The sequence below is a fragment of the Corallococcus sp. AS-1-12 genome, assembly GCF_020036995.1.
GTDB lineage: Bacteria > Myxococcota > Myxococcia > Myxococcales > Myxococcaceae > Corallococcus.
The window spans coordinates 24,684-50,877 of record NZ_JAIQDD010000026.1 but is presented as its reverse complement, the minus strand read 5'-3'; the positions used below and the strand labels follow the sequence as shown (position 1 = coordinate 50,877).

General features: G+C 69.9%; 23 protein-coding genes and 2 tRNA genes. 6 read left to right on the top strand and 19 right to left on the bottom strand.

Annotation, left to right across the window (positions count from 1 at the left end; all coding sequences use genetic code 11):
* Positions 1–19: 19 nt before the first annotated feature.
* Complete coding sequence (locus tag K8556_RS30400; protein WP_223743608.1) at positions 20–787, top strand: FHA domain-containing protein; 768 nt, start codon at positions 20–22, stop codon at positions 785–787.
* Positions 788–862: 75 nt separating this feature from the next.
* On the opposite strand, the gene K8556_RS30395 is transcribed toward K8556_RS30400, so the two are convergent.
* Positions 863–1,225 (bottom strand): TraR/DksA C4-type zinc finger protein, encoded by a 363-nt coding sequence (locus tag K8556_RS30395; RefSeq protein WP_014395767.1) that lies wholly within the window; start codon positions 1,223–1,225, stop codon positions 863–865.
* 127 nt (positions 1,226–1,352) lie between these two features.
* Between K8556_RS30395 and K8556_RS30390 the strand changes: the two genes are divergently transcribed.
* Positions 1,353–2,234 (top strand): diadenylate cyclase, encoded by an 882-nt coding sequence (locus tag K8556_RS30390; protein ID WP_223743607.1) that lies wholly within the window; start codon positions 1,353–1,355, stop codon positions 2,232–2,234.
* Positions 2,235–2,248: 14 nt separating this feature from the next.
* Here K8556_RS30390 and K8556_RS30385 read toward each other — a convergent pair whose 3' ends face one another.
* From K8556_RS30385 to dnaK, 6 genes are all read right to left on the bottom strand, one after another.
* On the bottom strand, positions 2,249–2,818 hold the full coding sequence (locus K8556_RS30385) for a PspA/IM30 family protein (RefSeq protein ID WP_223743606.1): 570 nt from the start codon (positions 2,816–2,818) through the stop codon (positions 2,249–2,251).
* A 17-nt stretch (positions 2,819–2,835) separates the two neighbouring features.
* The gene (locus K8556_RS30380) at positions 2,836–5,118 is read right to left on the bottom strand and encodes a vWA domain-containing protein (RefSeq protein WP_223743605.1); all 2,283 of its coding nucleotides are present in this window, start codon (positions 5,116–5,118) and stop codon (positions 2,836–2,838) included.
* Between the two features lie 35 nt (positions 5,119–5,153).
* Positions 5,154–7,685: an AAA family ATPase gene (locus K8556_RS30375; protein WP_223743604.1), complete on the bottom strand. Its 2,532-nt coding sequence runs from the start codon at positions 7,683–7,685 to the stop codon at positions 5,154–5,156.
* Between the two features lie 54 nt (positions 7,686–7,739).
* A complete protein-coding gene (locus K8556_RS30370) occupies positions 7,740–8,147 on the bottom strand; it encodes a thiol-disulfide oxidoreductase DCC family protein (RefSeq protein ID WP_206883843.1) in 408 nt (135 codons plus the stop codon).
* Positions 8,148–8,175: 28 nt separating this feature from the next.
* Entirely contained in the window at positions 8,176–9,036 is an 861-nt protein-coding gene (locus tag K8556_RS30365) for a hypothetical protein (protein ID WP_223743603.1), read from the bottom strand.
* Between the two features lie 220 nt (positions 9,037–9,256).
* On the bottom strand, positions 9,257–11,170 hold the full coding sequence (gene dnaK / locus K8556_RS30360; protein ID WP_223743602.1) for a molecular chaperone DnaK: 1,914 nt from the start codon (positions 11,168–11,170) through the stop codon (positions 9,257–9,259).
* Between the two features lie 405 nt (positions 11,171–11,575).
* On the opposite strand from dnaK, the gene K8556_RS30355 reads away from it, so the two are divergent.
* Complete coding sequence (locus K8556_RS30355) at positions 11,576–12,664, top strand: diacylglycerol kinase family protein (protein ID WP_223743601.1); 1,089 nt, start codon at positions 11,576–11,578, stop codon at positions 12,662–12,664.
* A gap of 66 nt (positions 12,665–12,730) precedes the next feature.
* On the opposite strand, the gene K8556_RS30350 is transcribed toward K8556_RS30355, so the two are convergent.
* The 5 genes from K8556_RS30350 to greB all read right to left on the bottom strand — a co-directional run bounded on the left by K8556_RS30350 (position 12,731) and on the right by greB (position 16,986).
* Entirely contained in the window at positions 12,731–13,492 is a 762-nt protein-coding gene (locus K8556_RS30350; RefSeq protein WP_223743600.1) for a cyclopropane-fatty-acyl-phospholipid synthase family protein, read from the bottom strand.
* An 87-nt stretch (positions 13,493–13,579) separates the two neighbouring features.
* Positions 13,580–13,897, bottom strand: coding sequence for a YbeD family protein (locus tag K8556_RS30345; RefSeq protein WP_223743599.1), 318 nt, complete (start codon positions 13,895–13,897; stop codon positions 13,580–13,582).
* A gap of 34 nt (positions 13,898–13,931) precedes the next feature.
* Positions 13,932–15,251, bottom strand: a complete 1,320-nt coding sequence (locus K8556_RS30340) for a PhoH family protein (protein ID WP_223743598.1) — start codon at positions 15,249–15,251, stop codon at positions 13,932–13,934.
* A gap of 190 nt (positions 15,252–15,441) precedes the next feature.
* Positions 15,442–16,437 carry a deacetylase gene (locus K8556_RS30335; RefSeq protein ID WP_223743597.1) on the bottom strand — a complete coding sequence of 332 codons (996 nt, stop codon included), beginning with the start codon at positions 16,435–16,437 and terminating at the stop codon, positions 15,442–15,444.
* A 9-nt stretch (positions 16,438–16,446) separates the two neighbouring features.
* Positions 16,447–16,986, bottom strand: a complete 540-nt coding sequence (gene greB, locus K8556_RS30330; RefSeq protein WP_223743596.1) for a transcription elongation factor GreB — start codon at positions 16,984–16,986, stop codon at positions 16,447–16,449.
* Positions 16,987–17,171: 185 nt separating this feature from the next.
* Here greB and K8556_RS30325 point away from each other — a divergent pair.
* Positions 17,172–17,244: transfer RNA gene (locus K8556_RS30325), tRNA-Lys, on the top strand.
* A 12-nt stretch (positions 17,245–17,256) separates the two neighbouring features.
* Positions 17,257–17,329 (top strand) — tRNA-Glu (locus K8556_RS30320).
* Between the two features lie 218 nt (positions 17,330–17,547).
* On the opposite strand, the gene K8556_RS30315 is transcribed toward K8556_RS30320, so the two are convergent.
* Both K8556_RS30315 and K8556_RS30310 read right to left on the bottom strand, forming a co-directional pair.
* Positions 17,548–18,438 carry a DUF2381 family protein gene (locus tag K8556_RS30315; protein WP_223743688.1) on the bottom strand — a complete coding sequence of 297 codons (891 nt, stop codon included), beginning with the start codon at positions 18,436–18,438 and terminating at the stop codon, positions 17,548–17,550.
* Between the two features lie 43 nt (positions 18,439–18,481).
* The gene (locus tag K8556_RS30310) at positions 18,482–20,290 is read right to left on the bottom strand and encodes a serine/threonine-protein kinase (protein WP_370639985.1); all 1,809 of its coding nucleotides are present in this window, start codon (positions 20,288–20,290) and stop codon (positions 18,482–18,484) included.
* 414 nt (positions 20,291–20,704) lie between these two features.
* On the opposite strand from K8556_RS30310, the gene K8556_RS30305 reads away from it, so the two are divergent.
* Complete coding sequence (locus K8556_RS30305; RefSeq protein WP_223743595.1) at positions 20,705–21,064, top strand: helix-turn-helix transcriptional regulator; 360 nt, start codon at positions 20,705–20,707, stop codon at positions 21,062–21,064.
* Positions 21,065–21,068: 4 nt separating this feature from the next.
* Here K8556_RS30305 and K8556_RS30300 read toward each other — a convergent pair whose 3' ends face one another.
* The 5 genes from K8556_RS30300 to K8556_RS30280 all read right to left on the bottom strand — a co-directional run bounded on the left by K8556_RS30300 (position 21,069) and on the right by K8556_RS30280 (position 26,191).
* Positions 21,069–22,238 carry a serine/threonine-protein kinase gene (locus K8556_RS30300; RefSeq protein ID WP_223743594.1) on the bottom strand — a complete coding sequence of 390 codons (1,170 nt, stop codon included), beginning with the start codon at positions 22,236–22,238 and terminating at the stop codon, positions 21,069–21,071.
* A 98-nt stretch (positions 22,239–22,336) separates the two neighbouring features.
* Positions 22,337–22,633 (bottom strand): hypothetical protein, encoded by a 297-nt coding sequence (locus K8556_RS30295; protein WP_223743593.1) that lies wholly within the window; start codon positions 22,631–22,633, stop codon positions 22,337–22,339.
* Positions 22,630–23,133, bottom strand: a complete 504-nt coding sequence (locus K8556_RS30290) for a hypothetical protein (RefSeq protein WP_223743592.1) — start codon at positions 23,131–23,133, stop codon at positions 22,630–22,632. The genes K8556_RS30295 and K8556_RS30290 overlap by 4 nt, the downstream gene beginning before the upstream one ends.
* A 48-nt stretch (positions 23,134–23,181) precedes the next feature.
* Positions 23,182–23,748, bottom strand: a complete 567-nt coding sequence (locus K8556_RS30285) for a M15 family metallopeptidase (RefSeq protein WP_223743591.1) — start codon at positions 23,746–23,748, stop codon at positions 23,182–23,184.
* Between the two features lie 40 nt (positions 23,749–23,788).
* Entirely contained in the window at positions 23,789–26,191 is a 2,403-nt protein-coding gene (locus tag K8556_RS30280; protein ID WP_223743590.1) for a fibronectin type III domain-containing protein, read from the bottom strand.
* Between the last annotated feature and the right edge of the window lie 3 nt (positions 26,192–26,194).

Here is a 26,194-nt window from a genome sequence, read left to right as displayed (position 1 = left end):
TGCTAGAAGGGACGCTCGCATGGACGCCGTGGACTATTGCCCCCGCTGTGACACCGAGAATTCCCGGGATGCCACTGTCTGCCGAGCTTGCGGCTCGGCGCTGCGCTCCGGGACCATGGTGATGGCCGTGGCGCACATCTCGTCGCGCCCGCAGGTGTCCATCCGCGTGGTGCGCGCGGACGGCGGCCCCGAGGCGCTCGTGCGCATGCAGCGCGACACGCTCACCTGCGGCCAGCAGGCGGACATCGCGCTCACGGACGACCCCTTCATCATGCCCGTGCAGGCGCGCTTCTTCTTCTCCGGCGCCAGGCTCGCCGTCGAGGACGTGGGCGGCGCCAACGGCGTCTTCGTGCGCCTGCGCAACGAGCGCGAGCTGCCCGCCGGCGGAGAGCTGCGCCTGGGCCGCCAGCGCCTGGTGCTGGAGCCCATCCCCGCCGCGGCGCTGGGGCCCGGCGGCACGCAGGTGTGGGGCTCGCCGGATCCCGGCTACCGGCTGCGGCTCATCCAGCTCCTGGAGGGCGGCCTGCGCGGCGCGGCCTACCCGCTCAAGGACGGCGACAACCTGCTGGGTCGCGAGCAGGGCGACATCGCCTTCCCCACGGACGGCTTCGTGTCCGGGCGGCATGCGCTCCTGCAGGTGCGGGGGGACCGGCTGATGGTGCGCGACGTGGGCTCGTCCAACGGCACCTTCATCCGCCTGGCGGGGCCGACCTTCGTCGACAACGGCGATCACTTCCTCATCGGCCGGCAACTGCTGCGGGTGGAGATCCAGCCCGTGGCGGCCTGAAGCAGCGGCCCTTCGCCTCCGAGACGCGGACCGCACGGGCATGGGAGCCCCGTGCGGCCCGGTGAAGCCACGGCCTCAGCCGTAGGACTTCTCCTTCTTCTCCTGCTCTTCCTTGCAGCGGATGCAGAGCGTCGTCACCGGACGCGCATCCAGGCGCTTGGGGGAGATGTCCTCCTCGCAACGCTCGCAGATGCCGAAGGTGCCGTCCTCCACGCGCTTGAGCGCACCGTCGATCTTCTGCAGCAGGAACTTCTCGCGATCCCTCAGGCGGAAGACCATGGACTGGGTGTACTCGGAGGCGGCCTGATCGATTTCGTCAGGCAGGTCGTCCGTGTCGAAGGACGACTCCTCCACCAGGGTCTTCTTCGCGCTTTCGAGCAGGCTCGCTTTGCTGTCCTCGAGCATCTTCTTGTAACGCTTGAGATCTTTCTGGTTCACAGCCTGCGGCTCCAGTTGGACGGGTAGAGGGGGCCTGCCCCCGAAAAAAAGGGCCCGAAAGCTTTATTCATGCAGTTCCCAGTGTCAAGCTGACCTGCTTTAAAACGAAGGGTGCACGAGGGGCGCCTTGAGCGACAACACGAAGTTCGATCGGGAATTCTTACGCTCGGCGCTCTCCCTGGCCGCCAAGAGCGAGGTCGACCACTTCCTCTACATCTGCGACACGCCCATCGCGCCGGAGGACCTCCGGGGTAAGCCCGCGCGCAAGAAGCTGGTGTACGCGGTGACGTTGGAGCCGCTGGCGCAGGAGCTCCTGCGCAAGAAGGTCCGCGCGCTGGTCATCCCCGCGTACGACTACTCGCGCACGGAGCGGGTGAAGGTGGCGCTCGTGTCCGCGCTGTCCCAGGGCGCGTTCAAGGAGGGCGACCTGGTCCTCTGCATGACGGGCAAGGTGGGCCGCGCGCCGGACACGCTGATGCAGATGCGCATCGGCGGGTCGCTGGACGACCGGCTGGCCATCGAGGGCGTGAAGCTGGGCGAGGAGTTCAACTCGCAGGTGGTGGACGCGCTCATCCAACTGGCGCTGCAGATTGGCCAGGAGGGCTTCGAGGGCCACCCCATCGGGACCATCATCACGATTGGCGACCACACGAGCGTGCTGGAGAAGAGCCGGCAGCTCACCATCAACCCGTTCCAGGGCCTGTCGGAGTCCGAGCGCAACGTGCTCGACCCGAAGATCCGCGACGCCATCAAGAACTTCTCCGTGCTGGACGGCGCGTTCGTCATCCGCGAGGACGGCGTGGTGCTGTCCGCCGGACGCTACCTGTCCTCCAACGACGACACGGTGAAGATTCCGCTGGGGCTGGGCGCTCGCCACGCTGCCTCCGCGGGCATCACGTCCACCACGCACTGCATCGCGCTCACGGTGAGCCAGACGTCCGGCGCGGTGCGGCTCTTCAAGGGCGGCAACATCGTGCTGGAGCTGCACCAGACGGCGCGGCGGACCTGACAGAGCGCCCTGCCCTACTTCACGCGCTCGGGCGCGGCGTGGGGCTGCTGCTCCTCGCGGTAGATGTCCGCCAGGGCGTGCGCCTTCTCCACTTCATCACGCGCGGCCTCCAGCGCCATCACCCGGTCGAAGCGCTCCACCTGCTCGCGCAGCGCCTCCGTGACGACGCCGCCCGCGGCCATGCGCGCGGACGCGCTCTCCCGCTCGATGCGCAGGTCCGCCACGCGCTCGCCCAGCTCGCCGGCCGCGCCGAGCAGCAGCTCCGAGTCCCGCTCCGCGCGCCGCAGCGATTCCCGCGTGGACTCCAGCAGGCGTTCGGTCTGCACGCGGTCGCGCTCCAGCACGCCCACGCCCTTCGCGTCCCCCCGGTCATGCGCTGTCTGGCGCCGTCCGGCGATGTCGCCCAGGCGGGCCGTGTAGCGCGCCGCGGCGCGGGAGAGCTCGCCCTTGAGGGCCAGCAGCGTGGCGGCGGACTTGCGCACCTCGGCCGCCTGCCGCTCCAGGTCCTCGATGAGCCGGTCGAACGTGGCCAGCGGGTCCACGGGCGCGGCGGGTGCCTTCTTGCGTTTGAGGAAGCCGAACATGGCGCGTGCCCCGAAGCCTACCCGAACGGGCGGCAGAGCAGCCGCACCCGTTCCAGCGCCTCGGCCACCGGACGCCCGCCGCCGGACAGCACGGCCAGGTAGCGCGCGGGCGTGAGTCCGTAGACGGACAGCAGGTGCTGCAGCAGCACCACGCTCTCCGTCGCGCGGCGGTCCGTGGAGGCGAGCGACGCGGCCTCGCCCACCGCCTCCAGGATGTCCGTCACCCGCGCCACGAGCTCCGCGCCGGGCGTCTCCGGCACGGTGGACGCCGCGGGCGTGGACGGGAAGAGCGCGTCGAAGGAGGCCTCCACGGCCACGCCCGTCCCGGGCGCGCGGCCCGCGGCCACCGCCTCCAGCGCGTCCAGGTGCGGGGCCAGGGCCTCCAGGGCCTCCAGCGAGGCCGGCACGTCGCGGGGCAGGAGCGTGCGCCAGGGCGTGTCGAACTCCGTGCGCGCCCAGCGGATCTCCTCGTCGGAGAGCGGGTGGTAGAAGGCGCGGCCTCCGGCGGCGCGCTGCTCCAGCACCAGGGACTTGAGGTCCGGGTTCTCCTCGCCCAGCGAGATGAAGCTCAGCGCGATGTCCAGGGCCCCCATGGGCGCGCGCGTGCGGCGGATGAGGTCCAGGTCCACGCGGTCCTCGCCGTCGGTGATCAACACCACCGTGGCGCGCGCGAGGTACGGGTCGCGCCCCTGCGCGGCGCGGATGGAGTCGAAGGCGGACAGCAGGGCCAGGGAGATGTCCGTCTGCCCCTCCGCGGGCGAGTCCCGGAAGAGCTTCTCGATCTGCCGGGTCGCCTCCGCGGCGGTGTCCACGCGGGCGAGCTCCGTGGGCACGTCGTTGAAGAAGCTGAAGTAGAGCGGATCGAAGGTCTCTCCGCGCCGCGCCTTCACGCGCAGGTTGTTCAGCTCCGCGATGATCAACGCGTCGCGGAAGCGCGCCCGCGCGCCGTGCATGGAGCCGGAGGCGTCACAGACGTAGACGCGCACGGCGGTGCGCTTCACCTTGCGCGGCTTGGGGGGCGGCGCGTCGTCCAGGTACGTGCGCACGAGCTGCCGGTGCCCCGCGAGGTCCTGGAGCAGGCGCCGGGGATCCGTGATGACGAAGTGGTGGACCTCATCCAGGCTGCCCGTCGTGGCGAACGACATGGTCTGCGTCGGGTAGGGCACCTGCCGGGGGACGGCCCGCGCGGCGGCGGCGTCCTTCTCGACGATCTCCTCCGATAGCGAGTCCTCCACGTCGAAGTAGCGCGCGCACCCCGCCGCCAGGTCGAACGTGGCCAGTTGCTCCGGCTTCAGGGAGAACGCCAGGTCCGCGAGCTGCTCATCCGGCGAATCTTCCGCCTGACGCCCGGAGTCCGCCTCGGCATCCGCCTCCCCCAGCCACTGCAGCCGCGTGCCCGCCTCCGCCTCCTCCACCATCCGCGTCAGCCGGGACTCCGCAGGGAGCAGCGGCGTCAACGCGCGCCGCGCCGCCGAGGCCAGCTCCGCGTCCCCCGCTTCGATGGCGCGCTCGTAGAGGCCCTGCAACGAACGGTAGGCGCCCCGAGGGTCCTTCTGGGCGGTCTCCCGCACGCCGCGCACCAGCGCCTCCAGGGAGCGCGTGGGAGGCACCTCTCGCACCCGCTCGCGGGCCTCCGCCACGTCGTTGCGCAGCGCCATGCTCCGCGCGCGGTCCGCGTCCGTGGTGCCCAGGCGCAGCAGCATCTCGTGGGCCAGGTCCAGGTCGCGCCGCTTCTGCACCAGGTCGATGACGTTGTCCCGCGCACGAGCGGCCAGCAGCTCCGCGACGGCCAGGCGCGCGTTGGCCGGCGGACGCTCCCGGGTCGTCCCCGCCGGGCGCTCGAAGATCTCGAATGGCGCGTCCTCACCGCCCCCGGCCTCCAGTGGGCGGCTGAAGAGATCCGCCACCTTCACCGCGCGGGCCAGCCGCACGAAGCCGCGGTCCAGCGCGGTGAGGGCCCCCGAAGGCATCTCTCCGGAGCGGTGCGCCTTCTCCACGAGGCGCAGGCACTCCTCGTACTCCTCCAGGGCCTGGTTCGCGCGCGTGGCGAGCCCCTGCGCGAGCGCCCCCGCCCTGCCCCGCTGGGTGCCCAGCGCGAGCAGCAGCCGGGCATCCGCGGCGGTGTGGATGCCCACGCGATCCAGCTCGCGGTCGAGCGCCACGAGCACCGGCAGGCCCAGGTCCTCCGGCCCCTTCAGCTTGCGGCCGAAGGGCCAGGACCACGCGCCCCCCCGGGCCGCCGCGGGCTGGCGGAGCGCATCCAGGCGCTGCCGCAGGGGAGTGAGCCGACGCGCCAGCACGCCTCAGCGCCGCCTTCCGGCCGGGGCCCCCGCGCTCACGGCGCGGTCCGCCGCTCCAGCACCTGCCGGCTGAAGTGTCCGAAGTCCTCGTCGATGCCGCGAAGCTGGGCGGACAGCCTGCGCGCGCTCTCCCCAAGCTCGCCCGGGAGCGTCTCCAGCATGCCCAGCGAGGACTTGAGCCGCACGAGCTCCCCCTCCTTGAGCGCGAGCTGGGGAAAGCGGCTGCGCACCAGCCGCTCGAAGGTGCGCTCCGCGTCGGCCCGGCCGTTGAGCGCCTCCGGGGCGGGCAGCGCGGACAGGAGCTGGGTCAGCCAACTGCGCAGGTACTTGATGCGCGACAGGAGGAAGGACAGCTCCGCCTCGGCCACGGCCGCGCGCACCGTGTCGGAGAGGAACGCGGAGGCGGACGGGGGACGCGCCGCCATCAACTGCCCGTCCAGGCCCACGAGCGCGGACAGCTCGCCGTCGGGGGCCTGCGCGGACAGCTCGCCCCGGTAGTAGGTGTACGCGTCGCCGTTGAGCACGGCGTTGGGGGCCGGCGGCGGGCTGGCCACCTCGCGAGACAGCACGCGGGCATGCTCGCGCAGGCGGTGCTCCATCAGGTCGCGGCACTCGGCGAGCACCGGCTCCGCCGTCACGCCCTCGCGCCGCAGGTTCTCCGCCACCGCCTGCACCGCGCGGCCGTACTGCTCGATGCGCTCGAACGGGGTCGCCCCCAGCACCTCGCGCGCGTACGCCACGCTCAGCGGCCGGAGCAGCTCCTGCTTCAGCCCCGCCTGGGACGGGTCCAACGCCGTCAGGGCGTTCTCCAGTTGGGTGAGCCGCCGCGAGTCCGCGGACAGCGCGTCCAGCGGATCCTTGCGGCCCCGGGGCGCCTGCGCGGGGAACGCCGCCGACACGCGGCGCCGGAGCGCGGCCACCACCCGGCGGCGCGTGTCCTGGTCCGCCTCACGAAGCCGCGCGTGGAGGGAGGGCACGGCCTCGCTGAGCATCGCCGCCAGCGAGCCCATCACGCCCAGCTCCTCCTCCAGGTTCTCCGCGAGCCCGACCAGCCACTCCATCTTGACGCTGTCCTCGAACGCGAGCCCCTCCGCCGCGGAAGCGCTCATCTCCAGCGCCTGCTCCAGGAACCGCGCCGCCGACTCGCACAGCGCGGGGTAGCCCGGCTTCAGCTCCGGCACGGACCGGCTCAGCTCCAGGACGTCGCGGATGGCGATGAGCAGCGCCACGCCGCCGCGCCCCTCGCCCTGCCCCGCCGCCATGCCCCGCGACAACCGCTGCTCCAGGGCCGCCACCAGCGCGCGCGCCGCCACCAGCAGCGGCGCCCGGTTCTGGCCGTGGCGAGGCCCGGGCACCAGCTTGCCCAGCACGCCGCGCGCGGTGGTGGACACCACGCCCGCCTGCCAGTTGCGGCTCAGGCCCTCCGCCGCGTTCACGTCGTCCGCGGCCGCGAGCGTCGTCGCCTCGCGCTCCACGCCGCCGCCCAGCTCCTGCCGCACCTTGCCCAGCACCTCGTCGAAGGTGCGCTGCTCCAGCCGGACGATCTCCAACTGCGCCCGCTCGCGCGGGTCCACCGCCGCCTTGAGCAGCGCGTCCGCCTCCGCCGCCGGCGGGCCGCCCAGCAGGAAGAACCAGCGCAGCGCGTCCAGGTCCTCCACCGTCGCCTCGAGCGGCCGGTCCGGACGGCGGTAGATCTGATCGCGCACCACCGCCGCCTTCAGCGTCCAGAGCGCCTTCACCACGGAGCGCTGGGAGAAGTACTTCGTGGGCACGTAGTCTGGCAGCTTCGACACCTGCGCCACGAGCGCGCGCTCCAGCGCGTCCGTGAGCATCTCCACGCCCTCCAGCACGTGGCCGGGCACCTTCACCTGGGCCACCGCGTCCTGGAGCAGGTCCAACTGCTGGAGCGTCAGCGTGGCGCGCAGGTCCGGCCGCGTCCCGTGCACGAAGCGGTGCAGCATGGCGGCCCGGCTCTCCCGCCGGGCGAACGCCTTGGGCACGAAGCTGATGAAGCTCAGCCGGTCCGCGAACGCCAGGAGCAGCTCCGGCGAGCGCGCGAGCACCTCCGTGAGGTACCGGTTGCTCGTCATCACCACGCACTCGGTGCGGCCGGCCGTCACCTTGCGGCCGTGCTTCAGCTCCCGCTCGTACATCACGTTGAGGATGGAGCGCAGCAGCATGTCCCGGCCGTCGAAGACCTCGTCCAGGAACGCGTGCACCGCGCCCAGCATGCCCTCGTCGGTGAGGTACTCGGTGCGCCCCGTCTCCGTGAGCACCTTGAAGTCCACCGGACCGATGAGGTCCGTCTGCAGCGTCGTCTCCGCGATCTGCTTGGAGAACAGCGACGGCAGCCCGGACACCTCGTCGGTGATGCGCCCCAGGACGGCGCTGGCGACCGCGCTCTTCGCCGTCCCGGGCGGCCCCACCACCAGCACGTGCTCGCGGCAGAGCAGCGCCAGCTCGATCTGCGTGAACAGCGCTTCCCGCTCCAGGTACGTCTCTCTCAGCTCCCCGAAGAAGCGGCGAAAGGACTGGGCGGCCTGAAGGTTGGGAGGAGGCGAAGTCACGAAAGGGCCAGAGGAGGATGCGGGGAAGGCCGCATGCTACCCGCGCCCCTCCCCCTATTTGAAGTGCACCGCGCAGGCCCCGTCGGGGCAGTTGCGACCCGCGATGCGGAAGCGGTAGCGGGCCACCACGCCGTACACCGCGTCCGCCAACTGCCGCAGTCCCGGGACGTAGTACACGTAGAGCAGCCGCCCCAACGGCCGCCGGCCCAGCGCGCGGACAATGGCCTCCGCGCCCTCCAGGACCCGGCCGTCCGCCTGGATGAGCTGCATGGCCTTCTCACACCGCTCGAAGCTCACCCCCGGGAAGGCGTCCAGCACGCCCTCGTCGCGGAACGAGAGCAGCTCCGTGCCCTGCCCTCCCACCAGCTTGCGCATCTCCCGCGCGGCGCCGCTGCACACGCGGCAGTGGCTGTCGTAGAGCACCACGTCATGGCCCGGCGGTGTCGTCTGGAGCGTCGTCATGAGTCACCTCCCCCTTACACCCAGTATGTCAACGCGGCTTGAGCATCTCATGCAGTTGCCCGTGCACGCTGCGCCAGATGTCGTGCTGCCGTTCAATAGGATCCATCAGCGCCAGGCCCACCGACGTCGCCGGGGAGCTGCCCTGGAAGGCCGAATACTGTCGGATGCGCGTGCCGCCGTTGCCGTCGTCGTCGAAGACGAACTGGTTGGTGCCGCGCAGCGGGTGTCCGTCCAGGGTGGTGATGTGGACGACGCGCTCCGTCTCGTTGAGCTTCACGGTGATGGGCGCCCACACCGGCGGAGGCCCCTGCTCCTCCAGGAACAGCCGGGCGCCATCCGTCAGGGCGCTCGCCGCCGGCCGCAGCGAGATGCCCGCCGCGCCGAAGAGCAGCTCCGGGTTGCTGACGAAGGCCTCGAAGGCGTCCCTCGCGGACACGCCGGGGATGGTGCTGGTGTAGTCGGTGAGCGCCGTGGGAGCCCCCGCGATGGGCGGGCTCGGGTCCAGGTGCCCCAGTTGCTTGCGCGCGTAGGCGTCCATCGAGGCGCCCTTGTCCAACGTCACGCTGAAGGCGGCGGCCTGGGTCTGCTCCAGGAGCCGCGCCCCCTGCTTCAGTTGCTCCTGGATGGAGCCCGTGGGCTTCGGCGGGAACGCGCCGCCCACGCCGAAGTCGAAGCCGTTGCCCTCCCGCGCCCGGGGCGCCACCTGCGCCGCCCGCGTGGAGGTCGCGGTGGCCGGCGCGCCGGTCCCCCGAAACACCTCCACGGAGTTGGCCGGAGCGGCCGACGTCCGTGAAGGCGCCTCCGAGCGCGGGGCCAGGGGAAGCGATGCGCCCTCGGGCGCGACGAGTTCAGGGAGGACGCCGGACAGCAGGGAGTCGATGCGGGACATGGCGGGACACCTTCGCGGTGGACTTCGAGGAACCCGCCCACCCCTTGCAGCGCCTCCGCCACCCCGGGCCCGCGTGAATTCGCGGGGTTGCTCCCGGCCCTCATCCCGCGCGCGGCACACCCGTCCACCGCCGCGGAGAAAAGAAGAAGGCCGGCGCCCCTCGTCGGAGCACCGGCCCTTGGGACTTCAGCCCCCGCCGAGGGGCGGGAGGCTCACGTCGTTACGACTGGCGGAACTCGGCGTCCACCACGTCGTCCTTCGCGGACGGCTGGGCGCTGGAGCCCGGAGCCGCGGAGGGCTCGGCGCCCGGAGGAGGCGTGGCGCCCGGCGCGCCGCCGGTGGCCCGGTACATCTCCTCCGCCGCCTTGTAGCTGGCCTGCTGGAGCTTATCGAGGGCCGCCTTGATGGCGTCCTTGTCCTGCCCCTCGCGGACCTTGTTCAGCTCCGCGACACCGTCCTCGATGGCCTTCGCCACGTCGGGGGTGAGCTTGTCCTTGTTCTCCTTGATCATCTTCTCCGCGGCGTAGGCCTGGCTCTCCGCCTGGTTCTTCACCTCCACCAGCTCGCGGCGCGCCTTGTCCGCGGCCTCGTTGCTGCGCGCGTCGTCCACCATCTTGGTCACTTCGTCCTTCGACAGACCGGACGAGTGGCTGATGGTGACCTTCTGCTCCTTGCCGGTCGCCTTGTCCTTCGCGCTGACGTTGAGGATGCCGTTCGCGTCGATGTCGAACGTCACTTCAATCTGCGGCACGCCGCGCGGCGCCGGGGGCATGCCGGTCAGGTGGAAGCGGCCGAGGCTGCGGTTGTCACCCGCCATCTCGCGCTCACCCTGCAGCACGTGGATCTCCACCTGCGTCTGGCCGTCCGCCGCCGTGGAGAAGGTCTCCGACTTGCGCGTGGGGATGGTGGTGTTGCGCTCGATGAGCTTCGTCATCACGCCGCCCAGCGTCTCCACGCCCAGGGACAGCGGCGTCACGTCCAGCAGGAGGATGTCCTTCACCTCGCCGGAGAGCACGCCCGCCTGCACCGCGGCGCCCACCGCCACGACCTCGTCCGGGTTCACGGAGCGGTTGGGCTCCTTGCCGAACAGCCGCTTCACGGCCTCCTGCACCATGGGGATGCGCGTGGTGCCGCCCACCAGCACGACCTCGTTGAGGTCCTTGGGGTCCAACCCCGCGTCCTTCAGGCACTTGCGGCACGGCTCCAGCGAACGCTCCACCAGCGGGCCAATCATCTGCTCGAACTTGGCGCGCGTGAGCTTCACGTTCAGGTGCTTCGGACCGGACGCGTCCGCCGTGAGGAACGGCAGGTTGATCTCCGTCTGCGTCGCGCTGGACAGCTCGATCTTGGCCTTCTCCGCCGCCTCCTTCAGGCGCTGGATGACCATCTTGTCCTTGCTGACGTCGAGCCCGGTGTCCTTCTTGAACTCGCTGATCAGCCAGTTCATGATCTCCAGGTCGATGTTGTCGCCGCCCAGGTGCGTGTCGCCGTTGGTCGCGAGCACGTCCACGACGCTCTCGCCCACCTCCAGGATGGACACGTCGAAGGTGCCGCCGCCGAAGTCGTAGACGGCGATCTTCTCATCCTTCTTCTTGTCCATGCCGTACGCGAGCGCGGCCGCGGTGGGCTCGTTCACGATGCGGCGCACGTTCAGGCCGGCGATCTCACCGGCGTCCTTCGTGGCCTGGCGCTGGGCGTCGTTGAAGTACGCCGGGACGGTGATGACCGCCTCCGTGACCTTCTCACCCAGGTAGTTCTCCGCGGCGCGCTTGAGCTTCAGCAGCACCTGCGCGCTGATCTCCGGCGCGCTGTACTGCTTGCCGGCGATGTCCACGCGCGCGTCGCCGTTGGGGCCCCGGCCCACCTTGTAGGGGACGAGCTTCGCCTCCTCGGTCGTCTCCTCGAAACGGCGGCCCATGAAGCGCTTCACCGAGTAGACGGTCTGCTCCGGGTTGGTGATGGCCTGGCGCTTCGCCACCTGACCGACCAGGCGCTCCCCATCCTTCGTGAACGCGACGACCGAAGGCGTGGTGGGAGCTCCCTCTTCGTTGACGATGACCTTGGGCTCGCGACCCTCCATGATCGCCACCACGCTGTTCGTGGTGCCCAGGTCGATTCCGATAATCTTGCCCACGGTTCCCATCCTCTGGAAAAGACTGCGTTTTTCCTGCGAAATCCCGATGTAAGCCCAACGTAACCACCCCCCCCGGCCTGTCAAACGCGAGGGCGGGTTTCCCCGTAGGCCCGGGCACCCAGCGCAAAGGTGATGACGGCTGCTGCGTAGCGCAGTGCGCAGGCCCGGCCGCCCCCGCGTCACCTGAACGCCATCCGGACGCCACGGGTGCGTAACGCGCTCTACACCGCCGTCACCCCGCGGTAGCAACCGGGCGGGCATTTTGGACACCAGCGGACCGTTCAACCCCTCGGAATCACTTCAACCCGCCGCCCTGACACCCCGCGTCAGGGGTTGGCGAGAAAAGTGCACAGTCTGAACCGCGTCATCGCTGTCATACCGCTCCCCGCCCCTCTGGAGTCGTCCATGCTGGTTCAGCCCCTGCGTTCCACGGACTTCCGCCGCTCCCCCGCGGCGCTCCCGTCCGCCGAACCGAAGGTCGCGGTGCTGCTGAACGCGAACGCCCGCAAGGTGGACGCCCGGGTCGTCAAGCTGCTGTCGCACGTGGTGCCGGAGGAGGACCTGTTCCTGTCGCGCTCGCCGCTGGACGCGCGGCGCATCGCGCAGACGGTGCTGGAGCGGGGCTACCCCACCGTCTTCACCGGCGGCGGCGACGGCACCTTCATGGGCTTCGTCAACGAGGTGCTGCAGCAGGTGGGCCCGCGCGGGAAGTTCGCCGGCCAGGCCGCGCCGCGCTTCGGCATCCTCAAGCTGGGCACGGGCAACGGCATCGCGGCGTTCGTCAACGCCTCCAGCACCCGGGGCGACGGCATCCTCAACGACGTGGTGCGCGCCCGCGCGGCGGAGTTCCCCAGCGTGCGCACCATGGACCTGGTGCAGGTGGACGGCCAGCGCGCGCCCTTCGCGGGCCTGGGCGTGGATGGCAAGGTGCTCAACGACTACATCTCCGTGAAGGAGTCGCTGGGCAAGGGCATGTTCAAGCGGGTCATGTCCGGCGGTGGCGGCTACTTCTCCGCGGTGGCCTTCAAGACGGTGCCGCACTACCTCACCAGCTCCGTGCTGGTGGAGTGCGAGGTCGTCAACGGCGCGTCGGAGGCCTACCGCCTGGGCGCGGAGGGCCAGACGGTGGGCGCGCCGCTGGCGCCGGGCGCGGTGCTCTTCCGGGGCAAGCTGATGATGGCCGCCGCGGGCACCATGCCCTTCTACGGCTACGGCTTCCGCATGTTCCCCCACGCGAATGACCGCCGGGGCTTCCTGCAGTTGCGCCTGGGCCAGGTGTCGCCCACACAGGTGCTGGCCAACCTGCCCCGCCTCTGGAACGGCCGCTGGGCTCCGGAAGGGCTGCACGACTTCCACGCCCGCGAGGTCACCATCCGCTTCGCGCGCCCCATGCCCTTCCAGGTCGGCGGCGACGCGGCCGGCTACCGCGAGCAGGTCACCCTGTCCGTGGCGCCCGAGTCCATCGAGCTGCTCGACTTCAACGGCGTGCAGTAGTCCCCTGGCGGTTGAAGGGCCCAGGCATCCCGGGCCCTCCCCCACGCATCAAGACTCCAGCGGACTTCAGCCGCGGTCGCGCGACGCCGGGGGCTTCTCGCCCGGCTCCTTGCGGCGGCCCACGGCGAACGCGTAGCTGACGCCCGGCTTCTGGTTGTGCTCGCGGTGCAGGGCCAGCTCCTCGCGGAAGGTGGCGCTCTCCGGCGCGGCGCCTTCCGGCAGGTGCGCTTCCATGTCCTTGTAGAGCGCGTCCAGCTCCGTGTCGTGCAGCGACTCCACGGACTCCGGCTCGAAGCCGGCGTTCTCCAGCGCCTGGAGCAGCTCGCGCGGCAACAGCAGCGGCGCGCCCAGGCGCTTCTCCCAGAAGTCCAGCACGGGCTTGGGCGTGAAGCGGCCCACGCGCGCCGGGAAGGTGAAGCCCACGCGGCCGCGCTTGCCCAACAGCGGGCGGAACGTGCGCAGCGCCACGTCCAGCGGGTACTGCACGCGCCCCGGCACGAGGATGCCGTGGAAGGGACCGTCCAGCATGCCCAGCGCGTCCGGCGCCACGCGGCGCACTTCAATGCGGTCCGCCAGGCCCTGGGTGCGCACGCGCTCGCGGATGGGAGACACCAGGGCCTCGTCCGTGTCCACGGCCACCACGGAGCACTTGAGCTCCTGGGCCAGCAGCACGGCGGCGTGGCCCTCCGGACCACACCCGAGCACCAGCACGCGGGAGCCCTGCTCCAACTGGGCCACCTTGGCGAAGCGGCGCGTGGCGTCGTCTGATCCGAACGCGCGCTGCGCCCCCGGCGGGTGGTACAGCGGGAAGTGCTCGGCGGGACTCATTCCACCCTCATATACGCACCCCGGCCGGACTTCCAGCCGCCGGCGGCCTCCGGGCACCCTGGGGCATCCGCCCGTGCACCGCCTGCCTCACAGGTAGTAGACGATGCGCGGATCCTGGTGCAGCTCGGCGTAGATGGCCCGGCGCTGCTCCTCGGACAGGAGCAGCACGGACACGCTCAGGGACACGAACTTCCCCTTGCGGCTGTGCTGCACGTGGATGGAGTCCGGGGAGACCTCCGAGCCGAGCTTCCGCCGGAAGATCGAGCGCACGTGCTCCTCGAAGCCGGGCGTCTCCTCGACCGTCGCCTTGCCCATCACCTTGTACTCGTAGACGGAGGGGTACTCGACGAGGGGCTTCTTCTCCTCGGCGGGGGTGTCGGGCTTGTCGGTGCCGTCCTGGGTCATGACACGTCTCTATCAGGCGAGGGCCTTCGGCGCTCTACAGCAGGTTGGCCGCCAACTCGGCCAGCATGCTGCGCTCGCCCTTGGCCATGGTGATGTGGCCGGCGATCTTCTCGTTCTTGAAGCGGTTGACCACGTGGACGAGCCCGTTGTTCGTGGAGTCCACGTACGGGTTGTCGATCTGGAACGGGTCGCCGGTGAGGATGATCTTCGTGTTGTCGCCCACGCGGGTGAGGATGGTCTTCACCTCGTGCGGGGTGAGGTTCTGCGCCTCGTCCACGATGATGAACTGGTTGGGGATGCTGCGCCCGCGGATGTACGTGAGCGGTTCGATCTCCATCAGCCCCAGGTCGATGAGCTCATGGTGGCCGCGCCCGGCCTTCTTGTCCGCGCGGCTCAGGTTCATGAGGAACTCGACGTTGTCGAAGATGGGCTGCATCCAGGGGTTGAGCTTCTCCTCGACGCTGCCGGGCAGGTAGCCGATGTCCCGGCCCAGGGGGAAGATGGGACGGCTGACCAGCAGCTTGTGGTACAGCCCCTCCTCCGTCACCTTCTGCAGGCCCGCGGCGATGGCGAGCAGCGTCTTGCCCGTGCCCGCCTTGCCGACGATCGTCACGAGCTTGATGTCGTCATTGAGCAGCAGGTCCAGGCAGAAGGCCTGCTCCATGTTGCGCGGCCGGATGCCCCAGGTGCCTTCCTTGCTGTTGCGCGCGAGCGGCACGAGCCGCGCCTTGGCGCCGTTGAAGCGGGCCATGGCGGTGTGGGACGGGTTGAGCTCGTCCTTGAGCAGCACCAACTGGTTGGGGAAGAGCCGGTCCTGGGCGGGCACCTCCACCTCGCCGCCGGGCTTGTAGAGCTGATCCACCATCTCCGTGGGGACGAGCAGCTCCGTGAAGCCGGTGTAGAGGTCGGTGATCTCCACGCGCTCGGTGTCGAAGTCCTGGGCGGACAGGCCCAGGGCGTCGGCGCGGATGCGCAGGTTGGTGTCCTTGGTGATGAAGACGGCCTGGGTCTCCGGCTCGGTCTCCATCATGTCCAGGGCCACCGCGAGGATGCGGTTGTCCACCAGGTTGCCGTCCGCCATGGAGGACGGCAGCGAACGGTCGGTGAAGGCCACGCGGAGCATCCCGCCGTGCGGCAGCGGGACGCCCTCCTTCAAGGAGCCCTCGGCGCGGAAGGAGTCCAGGTAGCGCGCCACCAGCCGCGCGTTGCGCCCCAGCTCGGAGAGATCGCGCTTGAACTGATCGATCTCCTCGATGACGTAGATGGGGATGATGACGTTGTTGTCCTTGAACCCGTAGATGCTGCGGGGGTCATGGAGGAGGACGTTCGTGTCGAGGATGAAGTTCTTTCGCATCGAGGGCTTCGCGACCTGACCTGGTTCGGGTGCGATTGCTGACGGCGAGCGACGACCATGGAGGACCAACGCCGCTCAATATAGGCACCGAACGAGGGGCCACCAGCCGCATTCCCGTCTGAAAGCGCGAAGGTCCGTCCGAAACAGCACGGCCGTTCCGGCGAGGGGAACAGGGCGCTACAGCGGGCCCTCAGGAGGTCGCGGCCGTGCGCAGCGGAGCGGGCGCGGGCTCGCAGGCGTCCTGGTACGGCGACGCGGGCGCCAGCGGATCATACCCCAGGACCTCCACCACCCTCTCCGGCGGAGGGCCGGGGGGCATGCGGGCCCAGGGGAAGCGCGCCTGGAGCGACTCTTCGTCCAGCGACAGGACCTGCTTCGAGTGGAGGCGCCATGCGCGCTGCCAGCCGCGCGTGTCGAGCCGCCGGGCCACCCGCCGGGACAGGGGGCTGATCATCGGCTTGGGCGTGAAGAGGGCCGGCTGGCCCTGGGCGTCGCGCATGCAGCCCAGCTCCACCGCCCACGCCAGGAGCCAGCGGGGCCAGCCTCGGCCCGCGCGGCGAAGGGCGCTGAAGTGCCCCTGCGCGGCGCCGTCCGCGAAGGTGAAGCTCCGCTCGTAGACGCACGCGGCGGAGAAGGTCGCGGGCATCAGCGCCACGCCCTCCGCGCCGATGCGGCGGGCCATGAGGTGCAGGAGCTCCAGCAGGTCGCGCGACAGGGAGAGTCCGGGGTGGAGCTGCCCGGGGAGCGGCGGGCGGTTCCAGTCGAAGGGGCGCCCCGGGTGTTGCAGCAGGAGGCTGTCCACGAAGAGCAGCCGGGCCTCCGCGGCCGTGCGGGTGAAGCCGACCTCCGCGCCCGCGGCCTGGCGCAGGGACAGGTCCACGACGGGCGAGTGGTAGCGGCGGCTCAGGACGGTGATGCGCGGCTGGAACGGGTCCTGGCAGGACAGGCGCAGCTCGACGGGGCCCACGCGCTCTTCCAGGCGCTGCGCGAAGCCGTAGGCCTGGAGGGCGTGCTCCAGGCCCTCGCGGCTGTAGGTGCCGAACGCCAGGCTCACGCGGTCGCCACCGGCCTCCAGGCCCAGGTCATCCAGGGACAGGGACTCCTCCGCGGACGCGGCCAGGTCCGCGCTGTTCAGGCGCGAATAGGTGCGGCGGGCATGGGCGCTGAGCTCGGGGGGCCGGGGCATGGGGGCGTCCTAGTCGTAGCGGATGTCCACCAGGGTGAGTTCAATCTCACCCCGTGGGCGCCGCACCTCCACGGTGTCGCCCAGGGCCTTGCGAAGGAGCGCGCGGCCCATGGGTGACTCGACGCTGATGCGGCCTCCGGAGGCGTCGATCTCGTCCGAACCGACAATCTGGTACGTGCTGCGAATTCCGGCCTCGTCCTCCAGGGTCACGGTGGCGCCGAAGTAGACTTTCGAGCGATCCCCCTGTTCCGAGGGGGTGACGATGGTGGCGGTATCCAGACGCTTCGAGAGGAAGCGGATGCGCCGGTCGATCTCCCTCAGGCGCTTCTTGCCGTAGATGTATTCGGCGTTTTCTGAACGGTCGCCCTGGGCGGCGGCGGCGGAGACCTCGGCGGTGACCTTGGGGCGGGCCTCGTTGAGGAGCTGGAGCAGCTCGCGGTGCATGCGCTCGGCGCCCGCGCGGGTGAGGTAGCGGCGGAACGGGGCCTGCTCCCCTGCCTCTTCGTCCTCGGGGCTGTCGTCGGGCGGTTCGGAGACTTCCTGGGACATACCCCTTGTATAGCGCCGAGCCCTGACGGGCGGAGGGGCGCTGGGGGCGGATGTTCACCAGGGCCAGGACGGACGGTGTCAGGAAGGGGCGCCTGCGATCGCCAGTGGAACTCCCCGGGCGCTGCTGGTAGGAAGCGCCTCGCGGGGCCGCTGGCGGATCCGCAGCCGGTGCAAAAAAGAATAGCGAGTCGCTAGCTCAGCTGGTAGAGCACCGGCCTTTTAAGCCGAGGGTCGGGGGTTCGAGCCCCCCGCGACTCAAGCAGTGACGACGTCCCCGTCGTCTAGAGGCCCAGGACGCTGGCCTTTCAAGCCGGTAACACGGGTTCGAATCCCGTCGGGGACAAGTAAAAACGCGGGGTTGGACGGGTCAAACCGTCCAACCCCGTTCGTTTCTGACCGCTCGGTGGCGTTACCACTGCGTTACCGATGCCGCGTAACGCACTCTGGTTCGTCGGTCCCTTAGCGGTCGCAGTCCCCAGTGTCGGCCCGTACAGTTGGGCCTTCTCCTCAATCCACCTTAGTGCGGATGGAGTTTGGGGCTCGCTGGCGGCACCTGCCCGACTACGGGAACGACACGTTCCCCAGCGTGATGTCGCGTGGTCCTTCTTCCCAAAGCCGAAGCGAGAAGACGTGATCCGCAACATCAGGAGGCCCTTCCGCCTCCACGATCACCCGCCCTCGACTTGCTGGTGCAATTGGCCCTTGTTGCCACACCCGCAGAACCTTCAGCTCCCTTCCCACCTTGCTCTTGAGGGTGGCGCCGGTGGCAGTCCACGGTTGCTGCCCTTCAGGGACTTCGATGAAGGCGTCCACCGCAACCCGTGAGGCGGCTCGATACGCGCCTACGGTGATCACCTCGACCCCTCTTTCGGCTCCCTGACGGATGGTCACGCGCAGGTCGCGCCCCGCCGCACCTTTCCGGTCCATGATGCCTGTTGCCAGGAGACCGATCAGCCCCGCAGGCAGGTCGCGCTCGGCGAGCAGCCGCGTATTTTCGTTCTGGCACTGGAGCGCCGCTGCGCGGGCTTCTCGAAGCTCCTGTTGGTAGGTCTCCAGCGTTCGCTTCTGTCGATACACTTCGACAATCGCCTCGGCCCGAACAGGATGAACCTTGAGAAGGAAAATTGCCTGCCGAGGTGCCGCGCCATCTCGGAAGCGCACAGTCAGGCGAACTCGTTCACCAGGGCGTTGATACGGCGAGGGGACGAGCCGGATGACCGTCTGGCCAACCTCCAAGAGCGAAAAGTGCTCCCGCCCGTCTAGCTCGACTCCTTCGCGAGCAAGCTCCGAATCAAAGAGCAGGACTGACGAGAGTCCCGCACTGATCTGCACCTCCGGAATCGTATCGCTTGTCTCAGCCAACTCAATCCGACGTGTTGTCTGAACGCCATCCTCTCGTTCCGCCTGCGCTAGCGCCGTTCCTCCAACAACAAGGCACAGAAGAGGGACCACCCAGGTTGGCGAATACACTCAGAAATGACTCCCTGCCTGACCGCTATTTGAATTCGCTGACGGCTTCCGCGTAATTGCTCGAATAGATGCGGGCACGAGAGGGAGAGTTATCTCCCGGTTCCCGCGCAAGGCCCCTGTCGGAGTCATTCCCGCCTACAACATCCAGGCATACGGGAAAGCTGTCGCCTTGCGGAGTTGTTGCCCAATTGAGCCGAACGTAGACACGGTCACGCACGATGCTCCGCCCCGCGAGCATTGTGCCGTCCGGCATGCCAAACCAGTCGGCCACCAACATCACTTCTACAGGGCCTTCCCCGATCGAAATCACTCTAGGGCTGCCCTTCAAGACGAAAGTAATCGGATGGCTTGATCCTTCTCGGACTCCAAGCTTCCGCATGGCTTTCTCTGCACCGGCCGGGCACGGTTCGGGCGGAGGCGCAGGACGCACCTGCGGCCCTGGACAGCCGAGCGCCGTGCACGCCGCCGCCATTCCGACAGTACGGGCCATGACGCTCATGCCCTTCTTCGTGGGCTTCGAGGGGAGCTGAAGGGGCTGCGTCTCTTTCGGCTGCGTCGTCACGGTGGCTGAAACCTCCTGGAGCGTCGCGGGGAGAGCGACGGCCGCAGCGGTGGCCTCCGGCCCGGTGGGAGCTGCGGCGCGGTCAGCTTGAGACGACTTGCCAGAGGGCGCTACTTCCTGACGGGTGGGGACAGGCCGCGCGACGCGCGACGTCCCGAAGCCCCACGCTGCCCCCGTCAGGACGAGCACCGCTGCGAGCGCCGCCCAGGCGCGGAAGGATGCACGCCGCGCAGACGGCATACGCACAGTCGTCGCAGGAGGCGGCACCTCGCTCGCCACCGCAGCTACGCCCATTGCCGGCGCTTGTTCCCGGGGAATGCGTTTGCCTCGACGAGGGCGGTGCCGGGGCTCGTGCCGCCACTGCTCGAAGCTGTCGATGTCCTCCCCTTCCGTCGTCGCGGAGTCCTCGTCGTAGGCGTCGCAGAGCGGCACATCCCACGTCGCATCCGCACCGCGCAGCGCCTGCTCCAGCGTCTCGCAGAGCGCCTGGGCGCTCGGAGTGCGAGCCTCGGGCGTCTTCTCCAGGAGCTGCATGCACACGTCGCTCAGCGCCTGGGGCACCCGCTCGTTCTCCTCGTGCGGCGGCGTGGGCGCGCTGGAGAGAATCGCCTCCGTCAAGCTGGCGCCATCCTCGCCATCGAAGGGAAACCGCCCCGTCAGCAGCCGGTAAGAGACGAGCCCCAGCGCCCACAAATCGTCCGCCGGGCCTGCTGTGTAACGGGCGTCCCGTGCCTCAAGGTGAGCGCGCAGGAAGCGCCACGCCTCCGGAGAGCGGTAGTCCACCGTCCCGGGCGGCAGGATGTCCGCCGTCAGCTCACGCGCGCCCGTGTAGTCGCCGATGCCGAAGTCCACCAGTTTGGCCAGGCCGTCCGAGGCGCGCACCATGACGTTGGCCTCCTTCACGTCCCGGTGCACCACCCCTTCCGCGTGGGCAGCGGCGAGCGCCCGTGCCACACCCAGCAGCGCGCGCGCCGCCTGCCGCGCCGTGGGGTTCTCCGCGTCGGCCCACGCGTCCAGTTGACGCCCTTCCACGTACTCCATGGCGATGACGGCGAATTGCGGCTGGGCCACCGGCCAGTAGCCATGGCCCAGAATCCGCACCACGTTGGGGAAGTGCAGGCGAGTGAGGATGGAGACTTCACGCTCCGCCCTCTCCCCTACGCGCGGCAGGTGCAGCAGCTTCAGGGCGAAGCGCTGGCCGTCGCAGTGCGCGAGATACACCGTGCCGAAGCCGCCCTGCCCCAGTTGGCGCTCCACCGTGTAGCCCAGCAATTGGGCCCCAGGAGACAGCACGGCCGGAGGTGGCCCCCGCATCATCGCGTCCTTCCTTCGGGCTCCCAGGCCTCTCGCATGCGTCCTCCCAGCGGGGCGCGGACCCTACCAGAAGCGTGAGAAGCCCGGGAATCCCTCCCTCTGGCAGCGCCCACCAGAAAGGACTCATGGAGTCCATCCAACTCCACCCCACCTCTAGCATTCACCTTTGGCCGACCATTGTGCTGCGCACTGGGCGTCACGCCGGACGAGTTGATGAGCCACACGCTCCTTCCGACGACTTTCCTGCGCGGCACCAACTCCTCCATCGCGTGCGCCAGTTGGACGAGCCCCTGGTGCGGGCGCTGCTCCTTCTCCTTCCGAGTCCCGGTAAGCGGCCCGGCCGTGCGCGCCCTCGGCTACGCTGCGCCCGCCATGAATGAGGAACTCGGCATCACCATCGGCACGGAGGCCCGCGCCGCCCGCCAGCACCTGGGCCTGACGCAGGCCGAAGTCGCGGAGCGCATCGGGCTGGTGCACCCCGTCTATAACCGCCTGGAGCGCGGGAAGATGCTCCCCAGCGTCCCCTCCCTCTACCGCCTCTGCCGGGAGTTGCAGGTGTCCCCCGAGAAGCTGATGGGGCTCACCGCGACGGGTGAAGTGCGCAAGGGCACGAAGACCAAGCCCAAGGAAGAGGACGCCCCGGAGCTGCGGCGCCTCCTCCACCTCGCGCGCAAGCTGGATGCGGAGGACCTCGCGGCTCTCCTCCACGTCGCCACGGCCCTGGCGCGCTGAAGCCTTACTCCCGCTTCAAGCCCTCCAACTCGTGGGTGTCCAATCCCTCGGGGAAGAAGCCTTCCTCTCCGAACTCCACCTCGTCGCGAAGGACGCTGCCCTCCGCGAGCACCTGGGCCCACTCCGCTGCGGCCTCCTGCCGACCGTAGCCCGGGTGCCGCCTCGCCAGGGCGACGCGCATCGCGTCGCGCATGTCCGCCGCCGTGGCGAATCTCTCCTCGGGGTTGGCGCGCAGCGCGACATGCAGCATGGACTTCACGTCCGGAGAGAGTGAGGCCACGGCCTCCTCGACGTCCTCCGGACCGAAGCTCGCCAGCAGCACCCGCATTTGCGTCAGCGGCAGGGAGGGGATGATTTCCGGCTGGAGGGGGGCCATTCCCTGGAGTGGGCCCGGCACGTCCTCCACGTCGAAGAGGTGCTTGCCAGTGAAGAGTTCCACCAGCAGCACGCCCAGGCCGAAGACGTCGGAGCGCGGCGTCAATGGCTGCCGCGTCAGGTACTCCGGCGAGGCATACGCCACGTCGCCTCGGACGAGGCTCGCGGGCGACTCCTCGCGCCCTACCACCAACGAGTACGCCGCGCCGAAGTTCGTCAGCTTCACCTCGCCTTGCGTCCCCACGTAGACGTGCCGGGGGTTGACGTCGCGGTGGATGACGCCCAGCGCCTTGCCGTCCGTGTCCGTCAGCGTGTGCGCGTGGTGCAGGGCCTCCGCGATTTCCGCGCCGACGTAGAGGGCGAAGGCCTCGGAGACAGGCCGGCCGCGCGCAACACCCGCACTCACTAGCGTCTCCAGCGAGGGGCCATCCACGTACTCCATGACGACGTGCAGCGCGCCCTGATGCACCTTGCGGTGGAAGACCGTGGCAATGGCCGGATGGCGCAAACGAAAGGCCAGCTGAATCTCCTCCCCCAGCCGCGTGCGCTGCATGAAGGTGGAGGGGTTCGCCAGTCGCCGCACGAAACAGAAGCCGGGCAGCTTGTTGCCGCGCTCCGTGAAGCGCTGAGCGAGCATCAGCAACTCCCCCGTCTGCATCAGCACCAGTTCGCGGACGGCCTCGTAGCGGATGCCGTCGATGGTGAAGAGGTGCAGGGGCCGCGCAGGCGTCGGCGGAAGCTGCCTGCGGCGCGCGGAGGCTTCGGTGCGCGCCAGGTCATCGGTCGTCGTGTCGGACATGGCTCCTCGGGAGGCGGGAGAAAGGCGCGGCGGCGCCACCCGAGGAGTTTGAGCGCAGTTAACTTTTAAAGTCCACAATCACGGACTCTAAAGGGCAATCACCGCACCTGCGCGAGGGCGAAGCCTGCCCCGGCGCCGAGTACCACCGCCAGCACCACAGCCAGGACAGGAACGGGGCGCGGCTGCTGGCGTAGCACCTCGTTCTCCGCCTGGAGGCGGCGCAGCTCGCGAGCCGTGAGGATGCAGCGCTCCGTGGACAGCCAGCAGCCCTCGGAGACGGTCACCGTGCGCCCGTCCTGAAGCGTCACGGTGGCGCGCACCACGTCCAGCACTTCGCCTTCCGCACGCGCACGCCCCGCCACCAGCAGGGCCAGCGCCAGCACCAGGCCCCTCACCGCTTGTCGCCCAGCTGGAGTGCGCTGAGGGCGGCCACCGCCGCCGCCTTGCCGGCAATCTCCCCGGCCGCCACTTCTCCCGCCTCGCGCACCGCGTCCTCCACGGCGTCCCCGAAGAGGAGCGTCTTCATGACGGTGAAGCCACCCGCCGCGCTCAGGCCAATGGCGATGGCCTTCAGCAGCAGGGCCACCGTGAAGGACTCGCCCGCCAGAAGCGAGTTGGACACCGCACCCGCGACGGACAGCAGCAGCGCCAGCACCGCGCCCGCCCGCGCCGTCCGCAGCACCGGCCACCACGCCCCCACGAAGCGGCGCAGCACGTAGACGAGGGCGATGACGGCCAGGGACGCGACGAGGGCCCAGTTGCGGGCCGTCACCGCGTCGAGGATGAGGCGCGCGAAGGCCTCCATGTTGCCCGGGTCGGGCGTGCCGCTCGCCTGCGCGAAGGCGACGGAGGGGAAGACGAGGCAAAGGGAGAGGACGGCGAGACGTCGCAGCATGGGCATGCCTTTCGTGGGTGAGGTGCGGCGGAAGCGCCGCACGGGAAGTCAGAAGCCGAGTCGCGCCAGCGAGGCGGCAAGCGCCGGGTGCATGGCGCGCCACTCCGGCAGCGAGCGCACCGTGTCGAGGAAGCGCCAGACGGCGGCGAGCCGCTGCGCGTCCGTGCTACCCCTTGGCTCCGAGTGGAAGAGGCCGCGCACGGGCTCCAACTGGCTGCCGCTCACGAGGCCCGGCCACTGGCAGTGCGGCGCGTCCCCAAAGGAGCCGCCCCAGGCGAGGCCCGCGCGGCGCGTCTCCTCGCCCAGAATGGCGTAGGCCGGCCCGTCCCAGCGCGGCTGGAGTCCCGGGCGGTCCACGTCCGCATCGCGGCAGAAGTCGTTCGCCAGGCCGTAGTTGTGCGCGGAGAGGCCCTCCGGCGCCGCGCGTCCGCCCTCCCCCTTCAGGTAGCGCAGGTGCAACGCGCGCTGCTCAGCGAAGGTGGCGTAGCCGCGCGTGGCGACGTAGTCCGCGCCGCGCGCTCGGCAACGGGCGATGACTTCCCCCATCACCGCCGCGAAAGGCGGGTAGAGGGACTGCAAGTCGATGCGGGAGAAGAGGTCAGGATTGGGAATCATCCCCCACTGAATGGGGGCGAGTTTCGACATGTGGCGTGCATCACCCTTCCGCGCGGAATCGTACTCCGTCGAGGCTCACCCAGGCCGCGCCCGTGGGCATGCTGAAGACCTGGAGGCCACCGTCCACGTTGAGCTGTCCCATGGCGAAGCCGTGGCTCGTCGGCAGTGCCAGGATTCGGTTGGAGCTGGCCCGATAGCCCACCGGGAAGCGGTACGCGTTCACGTAGCCCACTGTCCCAGGGCAGATGAGGCCGCGTGCGGACACCTCGTTGTCGCTATTTTTGTAGAAGCCCAGGGGCCAGTTGGCGGCATCCCATGCCACCCAGCCATTCGACAGGTCGCTAATCTGCCCGGTGCGGATGGCCGCCCACGGCTCGACGAGGCCGCCAATGCGGTCCACGCGCACCGAATCGACGTACACCCACGGCGCGCCCTGCGTCGCCAGGGCCAGCAGGCGTACCTGGACGTAGCGCGTCCCGGCAGGCGCGTTGTGGAAGCCTGTCATCCGCTCCCAGCCACTCGTCGGCAGCATCTTTGTCGTGCTCACCGTACCCAACACGTTGAAGGCGCCGCCGTACCAGACAAGTTGGACGGAGAAGGCCGTCCCTACCTGTGACGCCCTCGCGAGGGCATCCACGCTGTACCTGTCGCCAGGCCGCGCAATCATCGCTTGGGCGTCCAGCCGCGTGCCGTTCGCCACCAGCCGGACGGCACGCGCGCCCGTGTACGCGTCCGCCGTCACCTGGGCATGCGCGCCCCAGAGCCCCACGCCCATCGTCCAGGCGTCTGGCGGCAGCTCCTCGAAGGAGTGCGCCTCGAAGTCGGGGTTGGGTGGGGACTCCCCGAAAGCCACGGCGGGCTGCAACGTGGCGGGCGTCACATAGGCCGTGGTGACGGACACCTCGGCGGATGGCGCGCCCAGGTTGCCCGAGGCGTCGCGGCCCACGACCCGGCAGTAGTACGTGGCACCGGGACGCAAGTCGGGAAGCGGGAACCGCGTCGCCGAGGCACGTCCCTGGAAGGTGGCCTCCGAGGGCTGGAAGCCCGGCGTGCGCGACGCGTGTACCTCGTACTCGTCCCAGGCCGGCCCCGTGGTGGCGGGGGTCCACGTCACCACGCACCCGTTGACGGTCGGCGTCGCCCTCACCTCCTGCGGCGCGGCCGGGCCCGTGAAGGTGGCGCTGGGGGCAATGCCCGGCCGGCTGTCGCGCTCCAGCCACTCACGCAGCGACGTAGAGGGCTGGCCACGCAGCACCAGCTTCATGCGTGCCGTGCCGTCCGTGGCGCACTGGTGCTCCAGTTCCTGCACCGCGAGCCGCTGCGCTGTGTCCAGGCGCACGCCATCCGGCAGCACGAGCACCAGGTCCGCCAGCTCCAGGCCGGGGTGCGGATCCACCGTCATGGTGACGGTCAGGGGTGAGACGGAGAGGTCCGCGATGGCCGCGTCCGCCAGTCGCTGGGCTTCGGGCTCCGTGTCGATGTTGTCGAGGGCGTCGTTCGCGACCTGCATCCAGCGACGTCCCACCTGCGCACGCGCCGTGGGGTTGCTGGCCGTCACAGTCTTCCGCTTCGGCGTGCCCGAGGCGTCTAAGTCAAACTTGTCGCTGTAGACGACCTCCACGTCCGTGCGGATGTCCGCCAGCTGCCGCGTCACGCCATCGAGGTTGCCGTACTCGTCCGGGCCATAGGCCCAGTCCTCTTCCGGCTGGAGGCGGTTGGGTGCGGCGAGCGTCAGCGCATAGGCGCTCGCGGCAGGCTGCCAGCGCATGCGGCAGTCCCAGCCAATCCGCTGCGCCAGAGTGCGCGCCGCGTCCAGCACCGGCTCCACCTTCTGCACATACCGGCCGCGCTGGGACATGGGGTCCACTGGCGTGAAGAGCGCGAAGGACGCCAAGCCGTTGTCGTCCAGCAGCGACTGGATGATGGACTGCACCGCCACGCCCACCGTGTCGTTGCCGTATTCGCGCTCCACTTCGATGAAGGTGTCCTGCAGCAGGCCGCCCAGGTCGCGGCCAATGACGCGCAGCTCGTCAGGCCCGGCGTCCACCTCATCGATGCGGCCTCGGAAGACCTCGAAGTAGTCCGCCTCCTTCGGCGTGGTGGCGAGCGGCGCCAGGCCCAGCTCCACGCGGAAGTAGGCGCCCTCCACCAGCAGCGGCGCGAAAGTGCCCGCGTCCGACGTGTTGGCAAGCGACTGCACCACCAGGGGTGAAAGGGAGAGACGTGCTCCAGCGGCGCTGCTGCGCAACAGAGACACCTCCGCTTCGGCCACGGGCGCGTCCACCTTGTCGTTGACGCGCACGCCCAGCACCCAGTCGAAGCCCAGGAGGGTGTGTAGGCCGCGCCACGCCCCTGCCGCGTCGCGCACCCAGACGCGCGGGTGGGTGGAATAGCCGGAGCGGCTGCCCAGCAGGGCCGCCTGGAAGGAAGAGAGGGGCCGCATGCG

What these genes read in the sequence shown, in the direction of transcription:
- K8556_RS30400 (WP_223743608.1), top strand. Translation starts at nt 20, where the DNA reads ATGGACGCCGTGGACTATTGCCCCCGCTGTGACACCGAGAATTCCCGG.
- K8556_RS30385 (WP_223743606.1), bottom strand. Translation starts at nt 2,818, where the DNA reads ATGTTCGGCTTCCTCAAACGCAAGAAGGCACCCGCCGCGCCCGTGGAC.
- K8556_RS30370 (WP_206883843.1), bottom strand. Translation starts at nt 8,147, where the DNA reads ATGACGACGCTCCAGACGACACCGCCGGGCCATGACGTGGTGCTCTAC.
- K8556_RS30365 (WP_223743603.1), bottom strand. Translation starts at nt 9,036, where the DNA reads ATGTCCCGCATCGACTCCCTGCTGTCCGGCGTCCTCCCTGAACTCGTC.
- K8556_RS30355 (WP_223743601.1), top strand. Translation starts at nt 11,576, where the DNA reads ATGCTGGTTCAGCCCCTGCGTTCCACGGACTTCCGCCGCTCCCCCGCG.
- K8556_RS30350 (WP_223743600.1), bottom strand. Translation starts at nt 13,492, where the DNA reads ATGAGTCCCGCCGAGCACTTCCCGCTGTACCACCCGCCGGGGGCGCAG.
- K8556_RS30345 (WP_223743599.1), bottom strand. Translation starts at nt 13,897, where the DNA reads ATGACCCAGGACGGCACCGACAAGCCCGACACCCCCGCCGAGGAGAAG.
- K8556_RS30340 (WP_223743598.1), bottom strand. Translation starts at nt 15,251, where the DNA reads ATGCGAAAGAACTTCATCCTCGACACGAACGTCCTCCTCCATGACCCC.
- K8556_RS30335 (WP_223743597.1), bottom strand. Translation starts at nt 16,437, where the DNA reads ATGCCCCGGCCCCCCGAGCTCAGCGCCCATGCCCGCCGCACCTATTCG.
- greB (WP_223743596.1), bottom strand. Translation starts at nt 16,986, where the DNA reads ATGTCCCAGGAAGTCTCCGAACCGCCCGACGACAGCCCCGAGGACGAA.
- K8556_RS30305 (WP_223743595.1), top strand. Translation starts at nt 20,705, where the DNA reads ATGAATGAGGAACTCGGCATCACCATCGGCACGGAGGCCCGCGCCGCC.
- K8556_RS30300 (WP_223743594.1), bottom strand. Translation starts at nt 22,238, where the DNA reads ATGTCCGACACGACGACCGATGACCTGGCGCGCACCGAAGCCTCCGCG.
- K8556_RS30290 (WP_223743592.1), bottom strand. Translation starts at nt 23,133, where the DNA reads ATGCTGCGACGTCTCGCCGTCCTCTCCCTTTGCCTCGTCTTCCCCTCC.
- K8556_RS30285 (WP_223743591.1), bottom strand. Translation starts at nt 23,748, where the DNA reads ATGATTCCCAATCCTGACCTCTTCTCCCGCATCGACTTGCAGTCCCTC.
- K8556_RS30280 (WP_223743590.1), bottom strand. Translation starts at nt 26,191, where the DNA reads ATGCGGCCCCTCTCTTCCTTCCAGGCGGCCCTGCTGGGCAGCCGCTCC.